This window comes from Gelidibacter salicanalis, assembly GCF_016469035.1.
GTDB lineage: Bacteria > Bacteroidota > Bacteroidia > Flavobacteriales > Flavobacteriaceae > Gelidibacter > Gelidibacter salicanalis_A.
The window spans coordinates 80,591-105,511 of record NZ_JAEHJZ010000025.1; the positions used below are offsets into that span (position 1 = coordinate 80,591).

At 37.9% G+C, this 24,921-nt stretch carries 15 protein-coding genes; 2 read left to right on the forward strand and 13 right to left on the reverse strand.

Annotated features, from left to right (window positions below):
* Positions 1-26: 26 nt before the first annotated feature.
* From JEM65_RS10770 to JEM65_RS10795, 6 genes are all read right to left on the reverse strand, one after another.
* Positions 27-1,394, reverse strand: a complete 1,368-nt coding sequence (locus JEM65_RS10770; RefSeq protein ID WP_199599265.1) for a glucoamylase family protein — start codon at positions 1,392-1,394, stop codon at positions 27-29.
* A gap of 237 nt (positions 1,395-1,631) precedes the next feature.
* A complete protein-coding gene (locus JEM65_RS10775; RefSeq protein ID WP_199599271.1) occupies positions 1,632-2,999 on the reverse strand; it encodes a glucoamylase family protein in 1,368 nt (455 codons plus the stop codon).
* A gap of 254 nt (positions 3,000-3,253) precedes the next feature.
* Complete coding sequence (locus JEM65_RS10780; protein ID WP_199599273.1) at positions 3,254-4,660, reverse strand: RagB/SusD family nutrient uptake outer membrane protein; 1,407 nt, start codon at positions 4,658-4,660, stop codon at positions 3,254-3,256.
* A 12-nt stretch (positions 4,661-4,672) separates the two neighbouring features.
* Positions 4,673-7,801, reverse strand: coding sequence for a SusC/RagA family TonB-linked outer membrane protein (locus tag JEM65_RS10785; protein ID WP_199599275.1), 3,129 nt, complete (start codon positions 7,799-7,801; stop codon positions 4,673-4,675).
* A 222-nt stretch (positions 7,802-8,023) separates the two neighbouring features.
* Positions 8,024-10,840 (reverse strand): helix-turn-helix and ligand-binding sensor domain-containing protein, encoded by a 2,817-nt coding sequence (locus JEM65_RS10790; RefSeq protein ID WP_233530616.1) that lies wholly within the window; start codon positions 10,838-10,840, stop codon positions 8,024-8,026.
* Positions 10,841-11,231: 391 nt separating this feature from the next.
* Positions 11,232-12,119, reverse strand: coding sequence for an alpha/beta hydrolase (locus JEM65_RS10795; RefSeq protein WP_199599277.1), 888 nt, complete (start codon positions 12,117-12,119; stop codon positions 11,232-11,234).
* 264 nt (positions 12,120-12,383) lie between these two features.
* On the opposite strand from JEM65_RS10795, the gene JEM65_RS10800 reads away from it, so the two are divergent.
* Positions 12,384-13,382, forward strand: coding sequence for a metal-dependent hydrolase (locus JEM65_RS10800; protein WP_199599279.1), 999 nt, complete (start codon positions 12,384-12,386; stop codon positions 13,380-13,382).
* A 383-nt stretch (positions 13,383-13,765) separates the two neighbouring features.
* Positions 13,766-14,602: a universal stress protein gene (locus tag JEM65_RS10805; RefSeq protein ID WP_199599280.1), complete on the forward strand. Its 837-nt coding sequence runs from the start codon at positions 13,766-13,768 to the stop codon at positions 14,600-14,602.
* 323 nt (positions 14,603-14,925) lie between these two features.
* Here the strand turns inward: JEM65_RS10805 and JEM65_RS10810 are convergent, their stop codons facing one another.
* The 7 genes from JEM65_RS10810 to JEM65_RS10840 form a co-directional block, all read right to left on the reverse strand.
* Positions 14,926-15,249 carry a hypothetical protein gene (locus tag JEM65_RS10810; protein ID WP_199599281.1) on the reverse strand — a complete coding sequence of 108 codons (324 nt, stop codon included), beginning with the start codon at positions 15,247-15,249 and terminating at the stop codon, positions 14,926-14,928.
* A gap of 219 nt (positions 15,250-15,468) precedes the next feature.
* Positions 15,469-17,982 carry a glycoside hydrolase family 9 protein gene (locus JEM65_RS10815; protein ID WP_199599282.1) on the reverse strand — a complete coding sequence of 838 codons (2,514 nt, stop codon included), beginning with the start codon at positions 17,980-17,982 and terminating at the stop codon, positions 15,469-15,471.
* 367 nt (positions 17,983-18,349) lie between these two features.
* A complete protein-coding gene (locus tag JEM65_RS10820; protein WP_233530617.1) occupies positions 18,350-19,564 on the reverse strand; it encodes an exo-beta-N-acetylmuramidase NamZ family protein in 1,215 nt (404 codons plus the stop codon).
* 69 nt (positions 19,565-19,633) lie between these two features.
* Positions 19,634-21,322 carry a glycoside hydrolase family 3 protein gene (locus JEM65_RS10825; RefSeq protein ID WP_199599284.1) on the reverse strand — a complete coding sequence of 563 codons (1,689 nt, stop codon included), beginning with the start codon at positions 21,320-21,322 and terminating at the stop codon, positions 19,634-19,636.
* A complete protein-coding gene (gene murQ / locus JEM65_RS10830) occupies positions 21,319-22,140 on the reverse strand; it encodes an N-acetylmuramic acid 6-phosphate etherase (protein ID WP_199599286.1) in 822 nt (273 codons plus the stop codon). Before murQ ends, JEM65_RS10825 begins: the two co-directional genes overlap by 4 nt.
* A 27-nt stretch (positions 22,141-22,167) precedes the next feature.
* Entirely contained in the window at positions 22,168-23,628 is a 1,461-nt protein-coding gene (locus JEM65_RS10835) for a sodium:solute symporter (protein WP_199599288.1), read from the reverse strand.
* Positions 23,629-23,696: 68 nt separating this feature from the next.
* Complete coding sequence (locus JEM65_RS10840) at positions 23,697-24,884, reverse strand: DUF1343 domain-containing protein (protein ID WP_199599289.1); 1,188 nt, start codon at positions 24,882-24,884, stop codon at positions 23,697-23,699.
* Between the last annotated feature and the right edge of the window lie 37 nt (positions 24,885-24,921).

Below are 24,921 nucleotides of genomic sequence, written 5' to 3' on the forward strand. Positions count from 1 at the left end.
ATGGTTCACTTAATTCATCTTATAAATCAATACGTAAACCCGAGTTTATCAAGTCCGTTACGCACATCTTCATTCTGCATAAACAGATTCCAAAGCAAACCTGTTCTGTAATTTTCGATCATGATGATTTCCGGTCCTTGATCAATTGCCAAATAGGCTTCTGCCACCCAAAAATTATACTCTGGACTAAAGGCATCATAAAATCCTGCCTTTCCCAATAATTTGTCTTTCTTCTGATAGAAATAATGCATCGCACGCAAAGATTCGGTAGGCGTATAAGGGATGGAACTTATGGCCGCCGTGGGCGAAATAACCCCTTTATCATTAACTGGACTATGAGCCGAATAGCCTAGAGATCCGTCAGTATTTCTGGAATAACTTGCCGTTAGACCCCAACAATCAGGACCATAATCTTCAAAGTTTTTAGGGTTTTGAACCGCATATTGATAATTGATTTTGGCATGATTGGTCACCACCTCATTATAATTGGCGTATTGGTCCACTAAATTTGTTGGATTTAAACCCAAAAATGAATAATGACTAAAGAACATTGGGCCTCCAAATTGAGGAGAACCCGCATGTTTTAGAACCAATGGCAGGCCATATTGTACATTTGAAGATACAATGCTTCCATTACCAGCCCACCCTTGGATATAAGCCTCTACTGGGATACTATGTTCTGGGGATGCAGCTCCTAAAATGTAGGCCACCAAGGTTTCATTATACCCTTGCAGTTTTAGCTTGATGGCAAATTCGTAATTCGGGCTCCAATGCCAATACAATACATGTTGATCTTGTGTGTACCAATTCCATTCCACAGCTTTCCAAAGCAGATCAGCCTTATTGGCCAATTGCACCTCTGCCGGAGTTCCATTTTTAAAATATTCTTTGACACAGATGAGCCCTTGGGTTAAAAAAGCAGTTTCTACTAGATCTCCACCATTATCTTTGGCACTAAAAGGAACTACGCTCCCATTTGTGCCATTGAGCCAATGTGGCCATGCGCCATGAAAACGGTCTGCGGTTTCCAAAAACGTCAAAAGGGTCTGTAATCTTGCCACTGCATCCGCTCTTGAAACATAACCTCTCTCAATACCCACCAAAATTGCCATCAGCCCAAAACCAGTACCACCTGTAGTGACGATATTCTGATCTTGGGAAGGGTTGCTGGGGATATAGCGTTCTCTTGCTGCTTTAGAATTGGACTCTGCAAAATCCCAAAAGTATTTAAAGGATTCACGTTGTACCAAGTCCATCATTTCCACATCTGACAGCGGTGCAATGAGGACCGGAACATCAACTCCAGGAGCTGGAATAAAGGGTTCTGATGGCGAGTTGTCAGAACAGGAAAAAGTTATAAACGCTATGAGGAGGAGCCTATAAATGTGAGTCATTGTGTTTTATTTTGAGTGTCTGAAATTTTTTCAGTCATTAGTGTCATTTAATCGTAAAGAATTCCTCGAGGCTCTGCCTCGGGGTTTCCGTTGATCCCGATAATTATCGGGAGTCATTCCCGTGAAAACGGGAATCTAAATACAGAATTTTGGTTTTTGACCTTTTTCAGGTCAAAATGAAACCAGCGAAACACCTCTATGGCTCTGCCTCGAGGATAGTTGGTTTCAAAAAATTCTTTATTTCTGATACTCGAACCCCAGTTTATCCAAACCGTGTTGTACATCGTTGTTTTGCATGAACAAATCCCATAACATTCCTGATCTATAATTTTCAATCATTATGGGAATAGGGCCTTGATCTATTGCCAAATACCGCTGAACATACCATTTTTTATCTAAACTAAACGCATCATAAGGTCCATATTTCCCAATCAAGGAATCTTGTTTTTTATATAAATAATGAAGCATTTTCATGCTCTCCTTAGGTGTATAAGGAAAGGAAGCTAAGGCGGCCGTTGGTGAAATGACCCCTACATCATTTCCTGGCCTGTGACTGGTATATCCCTTTATGGAGTAACTGGAGGTCATACCCCATAAACTATCGCCATAACCTTTAAAGTTCTTCGGATTATCAACAGCATAGGCATGGTGTATTTTGGATTGATTTTGCACCAATTCCCAATAATCTGCATATTGATCTTTTAATCCTTTTGGGTTTAACCCTAAATACGAATAATGCGCCCAAAATAAAGGGCCCACATCAGTGTCATCATTTTCGTAATAATTCAGCACTAAGGGGATGTCATATAAAGAATCTTTAGATACAATATTACCGTTGAGCGCCCAGCCTTGATCATAGACCTCTTTAGAAATAGGATATGTAGGTGAGGCTGCTGCTAGCACATACATCACCAAGCATTCATTATAGCCTCCAACAGGGAAATTCATGTCCCAATTATCGGTGGGAGACCAATGCCAATACAGGACGTTTTCTCCTTTAGTGTACCAGTCCCATTCTACCCCTCGCCATAGCTGATCGATTTTAGCGGCAAGTTGTTTTTCTTTGGCGTTGCCATTTTTGAAATACTCTTTAACGGTCAACATGCCTTGGATTAAAAATGCAGTCTCCACCAAATCACCACCTGTATCTTTTTTGCTGAAAGGCACTACTTTGCCAGTTTCTCCATTAAGCCAATGTGGCCACGCGCCGTGAAAGCGATCGGCTTTTTCGAGAAAATCTACCATTTTCACAAATCGGCCAACGGCATCTTCCCTAGTAATATAACCTCTTTTGATCCCTACCAGAAGCGCCATAAAACCAAAACCAGAACCACCGGTGGTAACCGTGTTTTTAGGACTGGTAGGGTAAACATCATCCATATGGAGACGTTCTCTTGCCAACCCGGAGTTGGGTTCAGCACCCTCCCAGAAGTAGTTGAAAGTTTGTTTTTGGATGGTGTCCAACAAGGGGTCATCAACAATTATCAGCCCTGAATAACTTTCAGAAGGCACCGTAATCTGCTTTGTTTTTGTTGAATTGCAACTAGAAAAAAACACTACAAATAACATCCAAAAAACTACAATTTTGGTAGATGTTTTATTCATGAAAATTTTATGTAAAAAATTATTATGTAAATTCTCGGGCTCCCGATCTGATAGTTATTGGGTTTCCGGAACGAAGTATTTTAATTGAAACTCCGCAAAAAATATGGGGTTAACCTGCTCACAAAAGGGATGTTTGACCATCATATTTTAGTACGTTGTTAATAAAAGAGAGCGGCACAAGGGTCTCAATATTAAATTTTAGCCGCATTCTGTTACCAAAATGCGGCCAAAATAAAAATAGATTAACTCAAATTTTACCATCCCGGGTTTTGAACCATTTCTGGTGTTTGTATTAGTTGATCATTGGGAATTGGAAACAATTCGTGCTTCCCATTGACAAACGTTTTTCCATCAGCTGCCATTGCCGCAGCAGCTTGGCCTGTTCTGTTAAGATCAAACCAACGGTCATGTTCCATTGCCAACTCCAAGCGTCTTTCATTCCAAATTTGTTGAACTGTGGGTGCAGCGATAGGTGCTAAACCTACACGCTCCCTTACTAAATTCAGTGGTGTCGCGGCATCTTGATTGATATGAGTTGCGGCTTCAGCTTGGATCAAAAGAATTTCAGCATAGCGCAATACCCGGATATTTTTATCACCATCACCATCACCTACATTTAAACTTGAATACGCCTTTTCATTATACATTGGGTTTTCAGTTTCACCAACCACACGACCATCCCAAAGAGTTTCTCCTCTAAAAATAATAGTGGCGTCTCTTCTTACGTCATCTCCTGCGGCGTCAAATGCATTTAAGAGATTTTCACTTGGCGTATTGAAGCCCCATCCCCAACCAGTTGAGCCTCTGGCGCCTTGGGTTTGTGAATATTGCTGGATGCCATGATTTATGGTCTCCCCTCTACCTTGAATTTCAAAAAGTGACTCCATACCATTTTCTGTCGAAGCTCTCCATATCTCAGCGTAGTTAGGATGTAGATCATATTGATTTGATGCAATGACCTCATTAGCTGCATCATAAGCGGCTTGCCAATTTTCTTGATATAAATAGACCTTGGCCAATAAACCTTGAGCCGAACCTTTAGTTGCTCTACCAACATCTTTAGGGGCGTAAGAACTTTTAACTGGCAATGCGCTAATAGCATCTTGTAAATCATTGATTATATAGGCATAAACTTCACTTTCTGGAGCTCTTTCCACAAGATCAACTTCTTGAATTGGCACGTCACCAAAACTACGCACCAACCAGAAATAATGTAAGGCTCTTAAAAACTTTGCTTCTCCAATTAATCGCGATTTTAGATTGGCATCATAGTTTTCATAATTCTGGGTATAATCTATAGCAATGGTTGCACGACCAATACTTTTATACCACTCTTCCCACATGGCTCTAATAGAAGAGGATGAAGTTGTATGGGTTAAGTCGTCTAACAAATTTTTATCTCCTCCCGTATCTCCTGGAGAACTGCCCTTATCTGAATTATCAGAAATGATCTCCGAAACTCCCAAATAGGAAAAGGCATAGCTAAAGCCGGTAAAACGCCCGTAAACACCAGTGACCATTTCTTCAGGTGTTACTACCTCCCCACTATCTTCAAACTCAATATCATCTCTAGAATCAACTTCTAAATAATCTTCATCACACCCAACAATCACTATAAGTGTCGCCAGTAAAAGACTAATTTTTTTTATATTAATTTTCATAATTATTTATTTTTATAATTCTATATTAACTCCAAACAAGAATGTTTTTGTATTAGGATATGCACTTAGCTCAATTCCAGCTCGTTCTTCAGGCGCTCCATCTTCATTACCTACTAACTCTGGAGTAAAACCTGAGTAGTTAGTAAATAAAAAGGGGTTTTGAACCGTAAGATATAAGCGAATTCTTGAAATGTCTGGAATCACATTTTTCAGGGTATACCCTAACGTCATATTGTTAATTCTCAAATAATCACCATCTTCAAGATAGTAGCTTGATGCAATAGCATCTCTATTAGCACCTGGATTGACATTGGTCGAACCTTCTCCAGTCCAACGTTCATTAAATACATCTGCTGTAATATTTTCACCGCCGTCAATACGTGTACCTTTTAATCCATTGTAAATTTTATTTCCACCAGCACCAAAGGCATCCACACTGAAATCAATGTTCTTGTAGTTAAGTCCTAAAGTCAATCCAAGATTATATGTTGGTAAATAAGAACCAAAAAACTTTTTATCCCTATCATCAATCACGCCATCGTCATTTTGATCTTTATATCTTAAATGACCTGGTTTAGGACTTCCAACTCTTGGATTATTATCAATTTCAGCTTGGTTTTGCCAAACTCCTTCGGCTTCATACATCCACCAGGCATACAATGGCTGACCGTCTTGCAATCGTTTAGTAATTTGACCGTTATTCAAGCTACCACCAATTTGACCATCATAAGCAGGTTTTACATTCTCAACATTATTTTTGTTGTATGAATAGACAACACCAATATTATAAGAAAGATTATCATTAATATCATCACGCCAGTTCAGTTCTACTTCAACACCTTTGTTAGTAATGTCCGCTCCAGAATCAAAAAAGTTAGCATCATTAGGTGAATTTAAAACAGGTCGCACTTGCAAAATTGCATCGTTAGTTCTTCTATCATATAGATCAACAGAACCTGCCAATCTTGAGTCCAGCATTCTAAATTCCAGACCTATATTTGTCTCTTCAGTAACCTCCCATGATATTGGAAATACTTGCGCTCCCAATGATGCCCCAAGTACAAAATCTTGATTAACTCCAAAAACATAATTCACGTTATTGCTACCACTATTGGTGTTAAAGCGGAATTGGTTGAATGGCACTCTTGAGTTGCCAACTTCACCCCAACCGCCACGTAGCTTAAGAAAGTCTAGACCGTTAACATCTTTCAGGAAATTTTCCTCTGTCAGTACCCATCCTAAACTGAATGAAGGAAAATTACCAAAATATTCAGCATTGTCCTTAAAGGTACTCACACCATCTCGACGTATATTCACCTGTGCTAAATATTTACCATCGTAGTTGTATTGCAAACGACCGAAGTAGGACAATTGAGTAGTATACGTTGAAAATCTTTGCGTGGACACATTGTCGTAATTACCGTTCGCAAACTCTATGCTCCAATATTGCTCTTGAGAAGGAACACCATACGCAGTGGTTTCTGCAAAATAAAAATCATCCCTTTTCCCTTTTGTGATACCTGCTAAGGCACCAATGGTATGTTTTTCATTGAAGGTCTTATCAAAACTCAAGAAGTTATCCCAATTATAACTAAAATTTTCAGTCATTGTGTATCTCAAACTATTATTTGCATATTGTGTATTATTGGGATTCGCATCTTGCAAATTTTGAAATTGTTGATCTGTATCTGATACAGGATCTCCTGCCACTACATATCTTCCCCTTATGTCGTTGAAGACCCTTTCTCTACCATAGGCTTTAGTCATACCCACTCTTGACGTAAACTTTAAGAAATCTGTGATTTTTAATTCTGCCTCAATTATGCCTTGTAGATCAGTCGCTTTATTTTTATTATTCGAGAAAAACACATTAGCAACCGGATTTCCTACTGAATTTAACCCACCGATAGTTTCACCAAGGCCAGCTAAAAAGCCTTGAACTCCAGTTGTTCTATTCACGTCATTTGTTCCAAAATGACCATCTGGATAAAAAACAGGTACAATTGGCGCTTGACGGTAAGCTTCGTTAAATGCACCAAATGGCTTTGGTGTCGATTTCGTAAAAGCGCCACTTATAGATGAAGTAATTTTTAATTTATTATCAAAAAAATTGAACGTATTATTTAAACGTAAAGTGTTTCTGCTTAAATCTTGATCTTTAAGGATTCCATCTTCATTATAGTTGTTGAAACTAAAATAATAGCTAGACATATCACCAGCACCTGACAACGCAACATTATTGCTGTTAGAAAAACCAACATCAATAAGCGCATCATACCAGTCAGTATTTGCGGGTTGTTGTGAGGCCGGAGCTAATTGGTAAGAATTATCCCCACCTATTGCAGTTTGATTTTCATTAAAATAAGTAACATATTGATTGGCATCGGCCATTCTAACTTGGTTCAATATCGTTTTTGCACCATAAAAAGAACTAAGTTCAATTTTGGTTTGGCCTTTTTTACCTTTTTTAGTTGTGATGATTACAACTCCATTGGCAGCATCCATCCCATAAATTGCTGTAGATGAAGCATCTTTAAGAACATCCATGGTTTCAATATCAGCTGGGTTGATATTTGTAATTCCTGTTACCTGAATACCATCTACTATATAAAGCACCTGCTCCCCTGCAGATGCTGTACCAACTCCTCTGATCACAACTTTAGGTACTGCACCTGGAGCATCGGAATTAACAATATTTACTCCAGATAATTTACCTTGGATGGATTGCGTGGCATTTAAAGCCGGTTGCTTTAAAAGTTCTTCCGACTTTATACTGGAAATAGCACCAGTAACTTCAGAACGTTTTTGAGTACCATACCCAATCACCACAATCTCACTCAGCGATTCAATATCGTTTTGTAACGTGACATTAACCACAGTTTGACTGCCCACAGTAAATGATTGTTTTTTGAATCCTACATATGAGAATTCAAGAATCTCATCAGATTTAGCTGTAATAGAATACTTCCCATCAAAATCAGTGCTAGTTCCTCTAGTGGTCCCTTTAATAAGAACATTCACGCCCGGAACTGGCATATTGTCTTCTGCATTCGTTACCGTTCCTGTGACAGTCGATTCCTGCGCTTGTGAAACAGCATAACTGAAAAGAAAAAATAAGAATAAAACTAGTCTTGCTTTCATATAATTAAATTTTATTGCGTTAGTTAATCGAATGTATAATGAATTTGAAACGTGACGAATAAATGGTTTACATTTTAATTACGTCAACGTTAAATAATTCTTAAATTTCACTAATGACGTAGGATTAAGTTACAAACAAATGACCGAAAACGTTTAAGTAAAACGCATTTGACGTAGAATTGACGTAGAAAAAATTATGGAAATGTATGTTTTGAAGTGCTGTTATTTAAAATTTAACAAATAATCTGTTAAATTTTTGTCTGAATCAAGCGCCAATTTACCCTTTAATCGATATCTCTGAGTCTCTACACCCCTGATGGAGATATTTAATAATGGTGCAATCTCTTTGGTAGATAAGTTCATTTTGATGTAGGCACAAATTCGTAAATCCTTAGCGTTCAATTCGGGATGTTTGTGTTTTAATTGATGAAAGAATTCTTCATGGACTTGGTTGAAATTGTACTCAAACACTTTCCATTCATCTTTATGGCTTATGGATGTGTCTATTTTTTTAATAAGATTTTTATAAGAGTAATAATTTTCAAAAGAATTTTTATGCACTAATAGTTCCTTTTTAAGTTCTAAAAGTATTTCATTCTTTTTGACCAAAGACATGGCAGTATTGGCAAGTTGCTTACTTTTTAATTTGACTTCATTTTTTAAAGATTCATTTTTGAGCTCAACAATGCGTCTCTCATTTTCAATGGATTTTTCTTTAAGGACTTCCTTTTGCTCCTCTTCAAACCTCAAATGCAAGAGGCGTTGCTCTTTATCAATTTTTTTACGGTGCAGGATATAAAACACGACTGACGTTAACACCAATAAAACTCCAAAGAGTACGTAACCTGGTGTAGATCTGTACCAAGGAGGCAGTACCTTGACCATCAACCTACGAGAAGTTGATGCTTTTCCCAGGTGGTTTGATGTTCTGAAAAGAAACTCATGATCGCCGTAATTTATATTTGAAACTTCCAACCTATCATTTTCTATTTTGTACCAATGCATGGAATCCGTTGACCTCACAGCATATTCAAAATAATGATCTTTAGATTTTGGCGAGGTCAATGAAATGCTAAACGTTTGAAAATTATTTTTTAGTTCAACGGTTGTGACGGAATCTATGGCGATCCGTTGCTTGTTGATGAGTATACTTTCAAAATAGGGCTCATGCAATGCACTTGACTGTGAATTTAATGTTTTATCAAATAACATAAATCCATTATTCAAACTCAATGCATATATGGAGTCTGACAGTTGTGAAATATTTTCATAGCCTACTATAAGGCGCTGCTTAAAATACTTGTCGCCGAGCGACGCTTTAAAACCATCATCTGGAAAGGTTTTAAAATTGATTGTATTTTTATTTTTGACCGCTAAAGTGCTGATATCATTTTCAGAAATGATGTAGGAATTCTTTCCAAAACTTTTATTCAATAACGGATACGAAACAATCGTATCCAACAGTGGCTCATATTTTTGCCAGCCCTCATTAGTTTTGATACAGATATCATTCTTAAGTTCATATACACGGACATTATACGGCGACCAGAGTCCTTTCTTTTCATAATTTTTGATCTCCAAAATGGAATCATATGAACTGTTGAACTTAACTTTGTAGAAGCCTTTATAGGCATGCGCTACCCAAGCAGTATAGGCATCTTCAAATACCAAAAACCGGCTGGGAATAGTAGTTTGTCCTAAATGCTTTACCGTCCACCCCGTAGATTCTTTTTTAAATCTGACCAATCCAGCATAAGTGCCTTGAATGTAGGTCCTTGGTGTTCCGATCACCTTTTTAATGACCCAGCCACCTGTGTGTGAGGAAATAAGCTCTAGTTGTTTGTCTTTTACAAGGTAAGTTCCGTTATTATGCCCACAAAAAAGATCGCCTTCAATTTCTTTCAAATCCCAAACCTGCCCTTGGGAGCCGTCGATAAATTGCAGTATATTATCAGCATCTAGGTAATAAAGACCAGTATTGCTGCCTATATAAACGGTGTTTTTATATTGGATGACATCATAAACGGCGCCCAAATTTCCTGAAACATCATTATAAAATAGATATGGACTGCTCAAATCTGCCGATGCCAATCCATTATCAAGACCTAACCAAAGCTGGTTGTCATCATCCACATATTGAGACAGCACCGTATTGTTAATAAGTCCATTTTCTTTATGAATATGGAAAAGTAATTTCCCTTTTGAATTGGTAATATATATACCGTTCTTTATAGTTCCAAAGATCATATTTCCATTTCCCATTTCAGAAAACGCATTGAGTTGTTGTTCTTTTATAATAGTGCATATTTCAGCTTTAAACGGGCTAAGAACGCCGTTTTCATATATAAATATGCCTTGTAAGGAAGTGGTAATGAATAGCTGTTCCTTCTTTTTGGTAATAGAGATTATTTTAGCTTCAACTAAATCCTTATGATCAATAAACGGAATTAGTTCTCCATCATCAAAAGTAAAAATACCATTCTTTAAGGTTGAAATATATAAGGTTCCATCTATAACATCACAAGAAAGCACCGTTGAAGGAGGCGTTGCTTTCTTAATTTCACCATCCTTATAGATATAAATGTTCAAAAACGACCTAAAGATAATGGCGTCTTCAATTTTTATAATCTGCCAGAACTCTTCACTTAAAAATTCTTTTGGATTCAAGTTTTCACTTAGTGAGGTATATTTTAGTTGTCCAAATTTACTGCGTTCCCAAAATCCAAACTCTTCATAGGAGCCTGTATAAATTTTAGTGTCAATTGCTAGAACGGAGCGTATTGTGGTCTTATTGGGAAGCGTACTCAAGGTCCACCTAAAACTATCATACTCCAACAAACCCTTGTTATTCGCTACATACAAACGACCATCACTTGCCTTAGAAATACCCCAATTTTGGTTTCCTGCATTGTATTGCGACAGATCATAATTTTGAAAATAAGGTGCATATTGCGCCTCTGCGATGTTTTGAAAAAGCAAACACCCGAGCAGTGCAGCCCAGATTTTAGAAGTAAGTGTTAAAGACATTCTTATTTTCATTGCTATAAAAATATCATTTATAGTTGAAATAACATCATGTAATCACAATGAATATCCTACACCAGCGACTATTATTTGATGGTAAAAAACGTGTTAGTAGAAAACTAACCTAGAGGTTTTATTTGGACAAAAATCATTTAGAAAATAATGTGATTTATTATCTAGTTAAAGGTTAAAACCCTGCTCCAGATAGCTATCAGGATTCATTGCAGTTACTTTAGTTATATAAACTTTTAAGAGGATGTTGTCATTTCGACAGAGCGAGGAACGAGTGACGAGAAATCTTATAATATTGAGATTCCTCTTCATACCTCATTCGGAATGACAAACTATTCTCAGAAAAGAATTTCATTCTTTTCTTTAAAACTATGGATTTCAAATCTATAGTGCTCTATTTTTTAAAATTTATTCTTACCGTTTGGATAATTTCTTTCTTTAACACCGTTTGATCAAAAAAGCTAAAGACATCTTTTAATTGATCAAAAGGAATAGAAGACAATTCGTGCTTGCCACCAATAACCTTATAAAAATAATAAGGCATTTGCAATTCCAACAATCTATCCACAATGGTTGCAGAACCATCTAACATGATATACCCCTTTTTTTCAGGTTTGCACATATGATGTGCTGCACTAGCAAATGGCACTAAAGTATCAGCCGTACCATGAAAAAAAGCGGACGGCAAGGCGTTTTCTTTAGTTACATAATCTGCATTGACCATAGCGCCAGCTAAAGATAGCACTCCGGCAAATTTGACGCGATCATATTTTTTTAAATCGTCTACAAAATATTCCCGCATATACACCGCGTTCAACATGCCTTCTGCTCCCGCACTACTACCGCCAGCGATTATCCTATTGACATCTGCCCCCAATAAGCCCTTATTCTCAACGATAAATTTTGCGGCATCCAGAAAATCGATGGCCGCACTTTTAAAAGTCGCCAATTTATCAGCTTTTGGACAATCGCAGCCAAACCCGGTAGGCTGCCCCTTACGGGTTAATCGGTAAGAAATTAGTACTCCTATATAACCCTTTTCAGCGGCCAACTCACCAAATTTAACCTCACTGGGATAATCCCTCCCTCCACCAGAAAACCCGCCACCGTGCATCCATAGCATTACCGGAAGGGAATCATTTTTTTTCATGTTTTTGGGTGTATACACATCCATTTTTAGGGTATCTAAACCTTTAATGGCATAAGTGTATTTGGTTACTTTTGATTGCGCAATGGCAAAACTTGTAAATAATATAAAAATGTAAACAATGTGTTTTTGCATAATGGGGTCTTTAAATAATCACTTAAATAGGGATTCTCAAAAATGAATTCAATCCTTAATGAGGTCTGTATTATCACGGGTAAAAATATCAATTATTGTTTAATAATTACTATCTCATTGAAATGTAATTTATGAAGGATACATTCCTTTGGATTTAGAATTCTGCCTAAAGTTAAGAATCATCAGTATCTCCTTATAAATGCTCCAATCAGGGGCTCCTTTGAGAAGGAAAACTATATTATTTCACTTACTTTTGCAGCCATTATGGATTCACTTACACAAATCATTTTAGGGGCCGCTGTTGGAGAGGTCGTTTTAGGGAAAAAAGTTGGGAACAAGGCGATGCTCTACGGTGCTATTGCAGGCACGATTCCTGATTTGGATATTTTTTCATCTTATTTCACGGATACGGTAACGGCCTTGCAAATACATAGAGGTTTTACCCATTCAATCGTGTTTTCCGCACTGTTCGCTCCTATTTTTGGATGGCTGGTATCACGCTATGAACGTTATAAAGACTTTAAGGGCTGGGCGTGGTTGTTTTTCTGGGCATTTGTAACCCATCCCATACTAGATGCGCACACCACTTGGGGTACACAACTGTTTTGGCCATTACATGAACGGCTTGCCTTTAAAACCATTTTTGTCATCGACCCACTTTACACGGTGCCATTTTTAGTATTTTTAATTATGGCCATGTTCCAGCAGCGAACTTCCAAAAAAAGACGACTGTATAATAAGACTGGGCTCATTTTAAGTAGCGCGTATTTGCTTTTGACCTTCTTCTTGAAATGGATGGCGTTTATCAAATTTGAAGCGGCTTTGAAAGACCAGCAGATTGCTTACAAACAAATAGACACCAGACCTGCCCCGCTCAATACGATTTTGTGGAGTGCCAATGTTGAAACTGATACCGCCTATTTATTGGGTTATTATTCATTCTTTGATACAGAGTCCATCAAATTTGAAACCTATGAAAAGAATCATGAACTTTTGGGCGATCTTGCGAATGATGAAAAAGTGCAACAGATGATTAACATTTCCAAAGGATGGTATATTATTACAGAAAAGGATGGTAAATTATTGTATAATGATCTACGATTTGGAGTGTTGAGTATGGAGGAAGGCTCTCAAGATTTTGTGTTTCAATACGAAATAAAGCAAGACAGCCAAGGCAAGGTGCAATTTGTAGAGCAGGAAAAGAGACCACGGGATGCCAAAAAGCTGATGTCTGATTTATGGACGCGGATCAAGGGCAAATGAACAACCTCGACCCAAGGATACGAGGTATCAAGTAGAAGTTCCTTTTTTATTTCGACGCAGAGCGTCGGGGAATAAAACCCAAGGATCCCGCTAAAAAGCGGGATTAGTTCAACTAACAATTTTTAATTCATTGCTTCGCAACTTTTAAAAATTGAGTTTCACTAATTAAATTTAATGCTGAAAATATATTTTTTTTTAAAACCTTAAAGAAGTTATACGAAGCTAAAAAAATAGCATATAAACCTCTTGTTTTCAATGAGCTAACCACTATTAAAGGGAGACAAATTTAAGCTGATCTATGTCATTTTGCTATTACATATAAAACTGTAATTTTACATCTATTAAAAACTTAATTTTATTTCATAGAAATAACCATAAAAAGCATGAGACATCAGATTCTAGTACCAACAGATTTTTCAGACAACGCATGGAGTGCCGCGCTTTACGCCCTAAAATTGTATGCCAACAAACCATGTACGTTTTATTTTTCGCATGCTTGGACGTTTTTGAACTCAGGATCAAGAACACATATTTCGCAAAGTTATATAGAGCCCTTAATTGAAAACGCCAAAGAACAACTTGAAGCAGTGAAGGAGAAAGCAAAATTGGAAAGCACTAGTAGCGACCATGAGTTTGAAACTATTTTTAGTTATGGTTCTCTTATGGACTCCATAGAATTCGCCAATAAGGAGCATAATATTGATTTGGTTGTAATGGGTACTAAAGGTGCTACAGGAGCCAAAAAGATTTTTCTAGGGAGTAATGCGGTAACGGTCATCAATAAAGTGAGACGCGCTCCATTATTACTTGTCCCTAAGAAATGTACCTTTGAAACTCCTAAAAAGATATTGTTTCCTACGGCTTTTACTCGATTTTTTGGTGAAGAAATTATGCGAGTAAAACAGTTAGCTGAGTTGCATGAATCTACAATAGACATTCTTCATATTAATAAAAAGGATACGTTATCAGACATCCAGAATTCTAATTTAGAAAGTTTAAAAACGTCTTTAAAAGACTTTGAGTTTAATTTTAATTGGATGCCAGATTATAATACGAAAGCACATGCTATAACCGATTTTATTAAGGATAATGATATCAATATCCTCACCATGATCAATTATGAGCACAGCTTTATTGAAAATTTAATCAAAGAACCGGTTATTAAAAAATTAGGGTTTCATTCAAGAATTCCATTTATGGTCATCCCGAGAATCGACTAAAATAAAGAATTTTTTGAAATGAACAACCTCGACCCAAGGGTACGAGGTATCAAGTAGAAGTTCCTTTTTTATTTCGACGCAGAGCGTCGGGGAATAAAACCCAAAGATCCCGCTAAAAAGCGGGATTAGTTCAACTAACAATTTTTAATTCATTGCTTCGCAACTTTTAAAAATTGAGTTTCACTAATTTAAATGCTATTAAGTTGAGATTTTCAATAGTGTATTTTACGTAGTAAGAATGATAAAAAAATAAAAGCGACTCCTATTGGGTCGCTTTTATAGTATGGATTACCATCAAAATATAACAATAGAGATATTTCAGACTATGCCACGTCGTTCAACCAACGTTGCACATACTCATCATTTCTCGCATACCATTGCGTATTGATGGCATATAAAAACCCGTTTCTTTCAATCTCATGATCCCAAGTCCATCGCTCCACACCTTTTTCATCTTTTACGGCATCCACTTTCTCTGCTTCTGTAAAATGCGTTGGTACTTTTAAAAGCAGCGGATTTTTGATATCAAAAACCACTTTGGAATGTGATTTCCGGCAAAACTTGTCTAAATCAGCGTCTGATAATTTTTTAAGTGCACTTGAAATTTTTTCTTGGATTTCAGTATTGGAATATATTCTTTGACTCATAATTAGGGTGACATCACCATGTTTTTGGTTACTTGCTATAACCGTTAGCGCTAGTATAACGCCTTACTTGTAGATTATTAGGAAGAGGGCAAAGATAGGGAGATAATTTATATTTCATACGCTTATCAAAACAAACCCTGACATTGCTGTAGACAGATTTTAATTTCTGCAGCACGTCAAGGTTTTTACAAGTTCAGTTTAAACGATAGAGATCTGATTTTAATCCTTCAAATTGAGGGTACGCTCTAAAGTCTCAAACGTATAGCCACGCTCTTTCAAAATTGTAATAAGATTATCCAACGTTTTATAAAACTTATCGGTCCGATCAGGATGTGTGCCCAAATGTGAGAGTAACATAAAACCATTCATGCCATACGTTTCTTCAAAGGTCAAAACAGAATCCCTGATGTCTTCTGTACTTCTATAATTCTTCATGTCAGGTGTGGTATAATCTGCATGGGACAACGTGCCTTTACTGTAATTGATCATTGTAATACCCATTTGATCAGTCCATTGGGTGATAATATTGTCGTTCCATTCATAAGGTGGTAAAAAATAGGGGGCTTGCTCTTTTTGAATGCCTAATTTTTCCATTTCGGAATAATTGGCTTTGAGATCGTTTTGAAATTCTTCCTGAGTGACTAAACGTTTTTTGTCTTCTGTCCACTCGTTATAAAGTAAATGTTGGTCAGAATGTGCACCAAGATAATGGCCGGCTTTTTTTGCTTGTTCCACAAATGGGGTGAAGTCTTTATTTCTATAAAAATTCCCCGTTAAAAAGAACGATCCTTTAATACCATGCCTTTCAAGAATACGCAAGATATCCTCTGCCCCATCAGCATATTCATCCGCAGAGAATAGTAAGCTGATTCTTTTATGATATGTGCTGCCTCTAACAATGGCGCCAGTATCATCATAAGTAGAGCTCTTTTTCTGATGTCCTTTTGCCCTACTCTCATTTTCAAGAGCTGCAAGGTAGTACACCAAAGACGCTGTCCCGTCCATAGTAGGCTCGTTGGTGGCATAACTCCCCACATCGTCTTGATACACCACCAAATCCGATTGAAACCTTGCGTACTCATCCGCATTATGAAGCTCCACCCCTATCAAACTGTTGGCGATAGAAGCATAAACTGGACCGTCAATGAGCCCACCATTTGTTGGATAACCTTCCAAAAGCGTTAGGGAAGAATGCGGATCAACCGGTGTATCTCCAAAATTTGGAAGTCCTACAATCATTGAGGTTCCCCAAATATTACAGCCAAACAGCCAATCGCGCAGCGCGGCTTCCATTTCTAAAAACGTTGCATCCCCCGTCAGATTATAATACAATTTACTTTGGGTGACGGCAGCGGTTAAGAAGTTATTGGAACACCACACAAATGGAATTCCTATATAAAACGGATTATCCTTACCGCGTTCGTGTAACATTTGTAAGCCTTCTTGATAATAGGAAACGACTTCCGTTTTTTCTTCGGAAGCGAGCGCGGTAGCCAATTCATGATGTCCGGCATTTAAAAACGGATAATATTGATAATGGAGGATGGTGTCTCGACCAATCCAAGGGGTGATTTTTTCTTCAGCCGCATATTTTAAGGCGCTCTTTTTATAGGCCTCATTGCCGGTAAGTTTATATAGACTGCTTGCCGCCAACTCCATATCATCCACCCAATTGTCTTCTTCATAAAAATAAGGCGAACCTCCTGGTGCAGTTTGGCTCACGCCGGGATGCACTTCGCCATAAGAAAAGGCATCTTCGGCACGCTGATATAAATCTTTAGAATATTCAGGATAAAAATTGCTTAACACTTCCGCGCCAATCGCAAACGCTGACGCAAATTTTCCTGCAGTAGAAGCCGCCCCTGTAGATCTATTTTTATATTTTAACACGCCTTGTTGTTCACCACTTGCCAAATACACGGGACGTCCTTTGTGATTAGGGTCGTAAACCACCGTGTCCTTATTTGGCAAACGGTATCCTGCGTGATCACGATCATCAGCAATTTGGTTATAATATTCTGTTGTAGATGGATTCATTCTTTTCAGCCAATCCATTCCAAATTTGGCCTCATCAATCACATCAGGGATACCATTCGGACCCGGTAACCCAGCTACATCATAAGCATCACCAAAGGCTTCTGGATTATCGCGATAGGCAAAAAGCAATTGAAACACAGCATTGGCCGAAGTGGCGGTATATTGTAAATAATCTGAAGCATCATGCCATCCACCAGTCGCATCCATGCGCTCTCCTATTCTGTCAGGATTGTAAAGGATATAACCATCATCCAAATGACAGGAGGCGGTTAAAAAGGGATTGTAGCCACAACGTTGTTGACGCATATATTCTAAAAGAAAATCGGCGGTATGGTCATACACATCAGCATTGATCCGAAATTCGGGCGATTTCACCCCATTGGCAGAAAGATAGTATGTGCCTAGCGTATTGAAGGTACTAAAATTTAAGCGGTACGACGATTTAAAAGGACCGTAAGCACCTTTAGCTTCTGGTGTTTTTGAGCTAAACACGACTTTATCTGTTTGTGCATCGTGTAAAGTGAACGCATTAATTGTTTCGGACTCCAGCGCACCGAAAACAGCAACTTTTATGGCGTTTGGTGTGTATCCCAATTGATTGATTCGGATTACCGCGTTTTCTTCAGTTTGCAACGCCAGTGCGCTAGCAAGTGTAGAAAATAGGATCAGACTAAGAAAGAGGAATATTTTTTTCATCTGTTTATTTTATTTTTTTTACTGTACGTCCGTATTTTGTCATATCAGTGAAAAATCTGCGAACATGTGCGAAATCAGCGGGAAATAAAAACATGCGAATGCGGAAGTTATACCGCAGATTGCGCAGATTCACGCCGAATAAAAACGAATATTTGTTTTTGATGACTAAATCTAAAAATTACTATAACGTGAAAATTTATAGTGTTATGATATTTTCTGGACAATCAATTTTTTTTAAAAAAAGGGATGCTACGACGTCTAAGATCATATCTTGTTAGCAGTGGCATCCATTGTTGAAAAGATACATATTCCGACACCATTAATTGAATTATAAGCTAAAGTACTGAAACTACGCTCTTCAGTTCGATTAGTTATACAACAAGTACTTTGCTCTAGTTTCTTTAAAAGATTCCAATCCAGGCTGCCAAGTTGCTTTAATATCTTCTATAGACATGCCTTGTTCTATTTGGGCCTTTAATTTGGTAGTGCCGGCTAATTTCTTAAAAAAGTCATTAAAAAATGTTTTCTTATCTGAAGTTGCAGTATAGGCTTCAATTAACCAATCTAAACGGATTTCGTTAAGCGGTTCTACGGTTCTTAAATCTTTTCCGTAGCAGACTTTGCCTTCATGTTTTGGTGTTTTCGCTCCAAAATTTGGTTGTGGGGTAAAGCTGAAATCGAATTGGTCTTTTGGTAAATAAGGTGCTCCAAAAATTTGAAATTGCATTTCCGTACCACGTCCACAGCTGACCGTTGTACCTTCAAAAAAGCACACGCTAGGATATAGATTAATCGACTTTGCGTTGGGAAGGTTTGGTGATGGTAAAATAGGTAAGTCGTATTCAGAAGCATAGGTGTAATTCTGAAGTGGCACCACAGTAAGATCGCATTGAATGCCATTGTCCAACCATTTTTCGCCATTGATCATCTTTCCGTATTCGCCAATAGTCATCCCATATACAATTGGCACCGGATGCATGCCCACGAAACTCTTCACATCGCTTTCCAAAATAGGACCATCAATATAATGTCCGTTAGGATTCGGTCGGTCAAGAACAATGACTGGAATATTGAGTTCAGCCGCAATTTCCATCACATAGTGTAAGGTAGAAATATAGGTGTAAAAACGCACCCCAACATCCTGTACATCAAACAACATCACATCAATATTCTCTAAAAACTCAGCCGGTGGTTTTCTGTTTTTTCCATACAATGAAAATACAGGAAGTCCGGTTTTTTCATCCACACCATCTTCAATATATTCACCAGCATCAGCTGTGCCACGGAAGCCATGTTCTGGCGCAAACACGGTGGTCACGTTAACATTCATAGCGATTAAGGAATCCACAATGTGCGTATGCGTTTCTTCACTCGCATCTTTAAAAATAACACTGGTTTGATTGGCTACAACACCAACCTTTTTCCCTTCTAATAATTTGAGGTAGTTTTCTGTTTGGTTAGCGCCTGTTATGATTGCTGGGCTTTCAACATTAGGCACCACACCGTCATCTTTAGCTTGATTTTTTTTAGGCGTAGAATTACAAGCTAAAAGCGTCATAAAACATAATAAAAGATATTTCATAAGTTCTATTTTTTGAATTTGTTAATACTGAATCGAGAGGCTAAATAGCCATTATTTTTTTTCAAATCATTAAGGATTTACAATTCCTGAATGCACCGGATAGGTTGGTGAAATTGAAGCTGGCAAGGTCCCTTTTGCTTCAGTCTCGCCAAAAATGATTTCTGCCGAAACGTTATTGGCTATTACTGAATTTTCGTAAGAAATCACAATACCTTCAAGGTTGTCAAGATTTGTTTCCTTTAAACTGTACTGACTGGCAAAAACAGTAAGTAGTGTTTGATGCTCTTTTGCGATGGATTCTATCACCTTTTTATCGGCTGCAGAAACAGCATAGGTTAAACGACTATTTTTACGATGATACCCAATGATTACCTTATCGTACGCTTTAAGATCTTCCAAAAGAGTGTTAGTAGAAGTGTTAGTAATTTCCGTCACTTCAGCTCTGGATTTCAATTCCTTTAGAAACGCCTCAGAAGGGCCTTCTCCTAATTTTACAAAGGCAATTTTTTCGTCTCCATTTTTTTTCAACGGCATAAGTTGATCCTCGTTTTTAATGACAGTGATGGCATTTCTGATAGCCTCTTCGTACAGATTTGCGTTAACTTCGCCATTCAAGTCTTTGATGAGATGCTTTGTTTCTATAGGCTTATAGTTGTTCAATCCGGAGTCAAATTTTGCGGCAAGGATTTTCTTTACAGAATAAGCCAAACGCTCCTCTGAAACCTCCTTGGCATCGTAAGCTTCGACTATTTTTGCAATGGCTTTTGGTGCGTCTTCAGAAAATAAAAGAACGTCATTTCCTGCTTTAAATGCCGCCAAATCAATATCGCCAGGTTGACCATAATCTGCGGCACCTTTCATATTTAAAGCATCGGTAAAAATGAGTCCGTCGTAGCCTAATTTTTCTTTCAGGAGTTCCGTGACAATTTTATAGGATAAAGACGACGGTAAGCCCGCTTGAGGTTCCAAATTCGGTACATTTAAATGCGCTACCATGACGCCGCCAATACCTTTCTTGAACAATTCTTTATAAGGATACAATTCTACCGAATCGATTCTTTGTTCGGTAAAAGCAACGGTTGGTAATGTTTTGTGAGAATCAGTATCTGTATCGCCATGACCTGGAAAATGTTTGGCAGAACCAATCACGCCCGTACTTTCCATGCCTTTGGTAAAGGCCCAAGCTTTTTGGGCGACGTTATACTTTTCTTCTCCGTAAGAGCGGACACCAATCACCGGATTTCTAGAATTTGTATTGATATCTACTACAGGTGCAAAGTTGATATGAATGCCCATGCGGTTACAATCCTTCCCAATTTGATGGCCTATTTTTTCGAGGATTTTGTTGTTGGTAATTGCTCCGAGGGTCATGTTATACGGATATCTTGCCGTACTGTCCAAACGCATATTCAAACCCCATTCGCCATCAACACCAATAAACATCGGCACCTTTGATAAAGCTTGATAGGTATTGGTTTGATTTGCCTGGCGTACTGGTCCGCCCTGAAAAAATATCAGTCCCCCAATTTGATACTCATTTATGAGTTTTTGAATAGAATCTGTATGGGCATCAATGCGGTTGGAATAGGCGCTGACCATAAACAACTGTCCTACCTTTTCCTGAAGCGACATTTGATTATACACACTGTCCACCCAATGCCCTCTATGATCGACCTCTATAGAACGCTTAGTTGGCGTTTTAGCGCAAGACGCCAACATGAGCATGGCGATACTGACTATCGGTAAAATTTTTTTCATTTTTTATGTAAATTATAGGTGTCAATTGCTTTTCGGATGCTTTTATGCTCGTTTAAAAGTAGTTTTGCAGTGGCTTCATCAACGTGGGTTTCATTCATAATCATTTGAACACCTCTGGTCACCAACTTTTTGTTTGACAATTGCATGTCGACCATTTTATTGCCTCTAACCCTTCCCAATTTGATCATCACGGTTGTGGAAATCATATTTAAGGCGAGTTTCTGGGCAGTTCCTGCTTTCATTCTGGTACTTCCGGTGACAAACTCCGGACCTACCACCAATTCAATAGGAAAGTCTACTTCTTGAGACAACGGCGAATCGGCATTACAGGTAATACATCCTGTAATGATACCTTGAGCTCTTGCTACTCTTACACCACCAATCACATACGGTGTTGTACCAGACGCTGCAATCCCCACAAGTGCATCCTTTGAGGTGATGTTGTGTTTTTTTAGATCTTCCCATGCTAATTCAGTATCATCCTCAGCATTTTCAACTGCCTTTCTAAGAGCACCATCGCCTCCCGCTATAATACCAACTACCATCGTATCTGGCACGCCATAGGTAGGTGGACATTCTGAAGCATCCAACACGCCCAAACGGCCACTAGTGCCTGCACCAATATAAAATAAGCGTCCGCCATCCTTCATTTTAGAATATATGGCATCTACTAAGTTTTCAATTTGTGGAAGGACTTTTTCAATGGCTTCAGGTACCGTTTTATCTTCGGTATTCATATTTGAGAGCAACTCAAAGGTGTCCATTTTTTCTAGATCATTATAATCCGACGCTTGCTCTGTGGTTAATTTACGTTCCATAGGATTTGTATTATATTTGCTATTATATTAAGATTTGAGTGGCTTTTTCTTCACAAGTATCAAGCACACAATTGTTAACAAGGCATTGACAAAAATATTCATGAACCCGAAATCAAAGTTATACCAGTTTATAAAAAAGTAATTTAAAAAGTAGGTTACCAACGGCATTGCAATACATATATACGGCACTGCAGCGTCATAAACCTTTACTTTTGTAAAAATACCCAATAGATATAAGCCCAACAAGGGCCCGTAGGTATAACCTGCTACTTTAAATATGGTTGAAATAACATCGCCTTTACTTTCTGAAAACACCATGATGATGATGAAAATAAACGCTGAGAATCCAAATAACGTCCAATTTTTTAGCTGAATCTTTTTCTTGGAAGTCTTCGTTTTAATATTTAAAAAATCATGTGTAAATGATGTAGTCAATGCGGTTAAGGCAGAATCGGCGCTGGAAAATGACGCGGCCGTTATTCCCAGAATAAAACTGATTCCGGCAATCATGCCAAAATGATTTAAAGACAACATTGGGAATAAATTATCAGTATTGATAAAATTGCCGTTCTCCATGTCTAATTGAATCCCGAATTTCTCCGCATATAAATAGAGCATGACGCCTAAACCTAAAAATAGAAATTGGGTTACCGCTAAAAAGATACTAAAGGTCAAAATATTTTTCTGGGCTTCCTTTTTGGTTTTGCAGGTTAAGGTTTTTTGCATCATATTCTGATCCAATCCCACCATAGCGACGGCAATGAGAACCCCTGAAATGAACTGCTTGTAAAAGTTGTTCCCCGATTTAAAATCCCAATCAAACACTTTAAAATACTCGTGGTTGGTCACTGAAGTAATGGTTTCCGAAACACTTAAATTAAGCGATGTTTTAACAACATAAATAGAGATTCCAACCGCTAATAACAAGAAAAAGGTTTGTAACGTGTCTGTCCACACAATGGTCTTAATCCCTGATTTGTTAGTATATAGCCAGATGAGAACGAGAATAAGGATGACCGTCACAAAAAACGGGATGTTAAAGGCGTCAAAAACGGCATATTGTAAGATTTTTGCGGCAAGCATTAAACGCAGGGCCGCGCCAAAAGACTGTGAAATAAGAAAAAACATAGACCCCGTTTTGTAGGTCTTCATCCCAAAACGTGTTTCTAAATAAGTGTAGATGGATACCAACTTCAAATCATAATAAATGGGAACCAATACATAGGTAATAAACACATAGCCTACAACATTTCCAAAAACGAACTGTAAATAATAAAAATAGTTGTTCCCCACCATTCCCGGAATGGATACAAAGGTGACCCCTGATAAAACGGCACCAATCATCCCGAAGGCTACAATTTGCCACGGCGATTTCCTGTCTCCGGTATAATAAGAGTCCTCACTGGTATTTTTAGAAACGATGTGGGAGATCAGCATCAATACTCCAAAATAGCAGGCTATGATTATTAAAATTAAAGTCGCGCTCATTTGTGTGGTTAGTTTTTATTTTAATGGGTTGCTATGGTTATTTTTTATTTTGAATCTCCAAAAATACTTTAATATATCTTAATGTCTTCGAGTTGTAATGTATAGTCCTTTAAATCCTCAAATGAATCCAATTCTTCAAGGGATCCATTTTGGGTTACCCAATGTCTTAATGTATCTGTTCCGTTAATAATATCAATGGGTTGTTGGGTGTAATTATATTCGTAAGGGGGTGATAACCATTCAAAATCATCACCTAAATAATGGTAGACTTCTCGTAACAAAAATTGACCCACGCGCCACGGTTGGTAAAGCGTTCTGTCCGTTGTATGTAATTGAAATCCGCCACAAACTTCATCTTTTTGCTTATGGAATGTGGGCAGAAAAGTGATCGGTCTTAATGTAAAGCCTTCTAATTTGGACTGCTTGATTTTTTGCGTCAATTGATCCTTATAAAATGAAAATGGTTCAATTTTAGGATGCCCCATAATCTCCAAGGCCTGCGTAGTCCCTCTACCTTCACTTAAATTCGTGCCTTCAAAAAGGACGATTGCAGGAAATGTTAAAGCACTTTCTACCCTACCCAAATTGGGTGATGGCAATAGCCAACGCAATTGTGTATCTTCATAATACATTTCGCGATCCCAATTTCGCATGTTTATGACTTTTAAGTTGGCTTTCTCTTTAGCCCAAAATTTCTGGTGCATCAATGCTACTTCTCCAATAGTCATCGCATGCCTTACGGGAATGGGATGCCTTCCTATAAATGACTCAAAATTCAAGTCTAAAATATTGCCCTCAATGGTAACACCATTTAAAGGATTGGGTCTATCTAAAACAATAATCTCGATTGGTTTATCACTACATTTTTCCAAAAGTAAGGTCAGGGTATAGATGTAGGTGTACATTCTGCTCCCTATATCCTGTAAATCGACAAACAGATGGTTCACAGCCTCCAACATGCTATCCGTAGGTACGCGCGTTTCAGAATACAAAGAATAGACTGGAATGTTGAAATAAGGATGGATCTCATGATCTGTTTCAATCATATTGTCCTGTGCGCTGGTACTAAATCCGTGTTGAGGTCCGAATAGTTTTACAAATCTTGATCCAAAAAGTTCCTTAAATCTTACAGACGCATGCACTAAGCTAGAATCTACAGATGCATTATGAGCCAATAAGGCCACGTTGCCACGGAAGGTTTTTTGAAGATTGCCATCCGCCACTAAAACATCCAATCCTAAACTAATTCTTTTCAAAATCTATGCTTATTTGTTTAAATTAGTAAAACTCAAT

Bases quoted from the DNA above. Each gene is read 5' to 3' on its own strand.
- murQ (WP_199599286.1), bottom strand. From the start codon at position 22,140: ATGGAACGTAAATTAACCACAGAGCAAGCGTCGGATTATAATGATCTA.
- JEM65_RS10770 (WP_199599265.1), bottom strand. From the start codon at position 1,394: ATGACTCACATTTATAGGCTCCTCCTCATAGCGTTTATAACTTTTTCC.
- JEM65_RS10835 (WP_199599288.1), bottom strand. From the start codon at position 23,628: ATGAGCGCGACTTTAATTTTAATAATCATAGCCTGCTATTTTGGAGTA.
- JEM65_RS10785 (WP_199599275.1), bottom strand. From the start codon at position 7,801: ATGAAAGCAAGACTAGTTTTATTCTTATTTTTTCTTTTCAGTTATGCT.
- JEM65_RS10805 (WP_199599280.1), top strand. From the start codon at position 13,766: ATGAGACATCAGATTCTAGTACCAACAGATTTTTCAGACAACGCATGG.
- JEM65_RS10790 (WP_233530616.1), bottom strand. From the start codon at position 10,840: ATGAAAATAAGAATGTCTTTAACACTTACTTCTAAAATCTGGGCTGCA.
- JEM65_RS10780 (WP_199599273.1), bottom strand. From the start codon at position 4,660: ATGAAAATTAATATAAAAAAAATTAGTCTTTTACTGGCGACACTTATA.
- JEM65_RS10810 (WP_199599281.1), bottom strand. From the start codon at position 15,249: ATGAGTCAAAGAATATATTCCAATACTGAAATCCAAGAAAAAATTTCA.
- JEM65_RS10820 (WP_233530617.1), bottom strand. From the start codon at position 19,564: ATGAAATATCTTTTATTATGTTTTATGACGCTTTTAGCTTGTAATTCT.
- JEM65_RS10800 (WP_199599279.1), top strand. From the start codon at position 12,384: ATGGATTCACTTACACAAATCATTTTAGGGGCCGCTGTTGGAGAGGTC.
- JEM65_RS10775 (WP_199599271.1), bottom strand. From the start codon at position 2,999: ATGAATAAAACATCTACCAAAATTGTAGTTTTTTGGATGTTATTTGTA.
- JEM65_RS10825 (WP_199599284.1), bottom strand. From the start codon at position 21,322: ATGAAAAAAATTTTACCGATAGTCAGTATCGCCATGCTCATGTTGGCG.
- JEM65_RS10815 (WP_199599282.1), bottom strand. From the start codon at position 17,982: ATGAAAAAAATATTCCTCTTTCTTAGTCTGATCCTATTTTCTACACTT.
- JEM65_RS10795 (WP_199599277.1), bottom strand. From the start codon at position 12,119: ATGCAAAAACACATTGTTTACATTTTTATATTATTTACAAGTTTTGCC.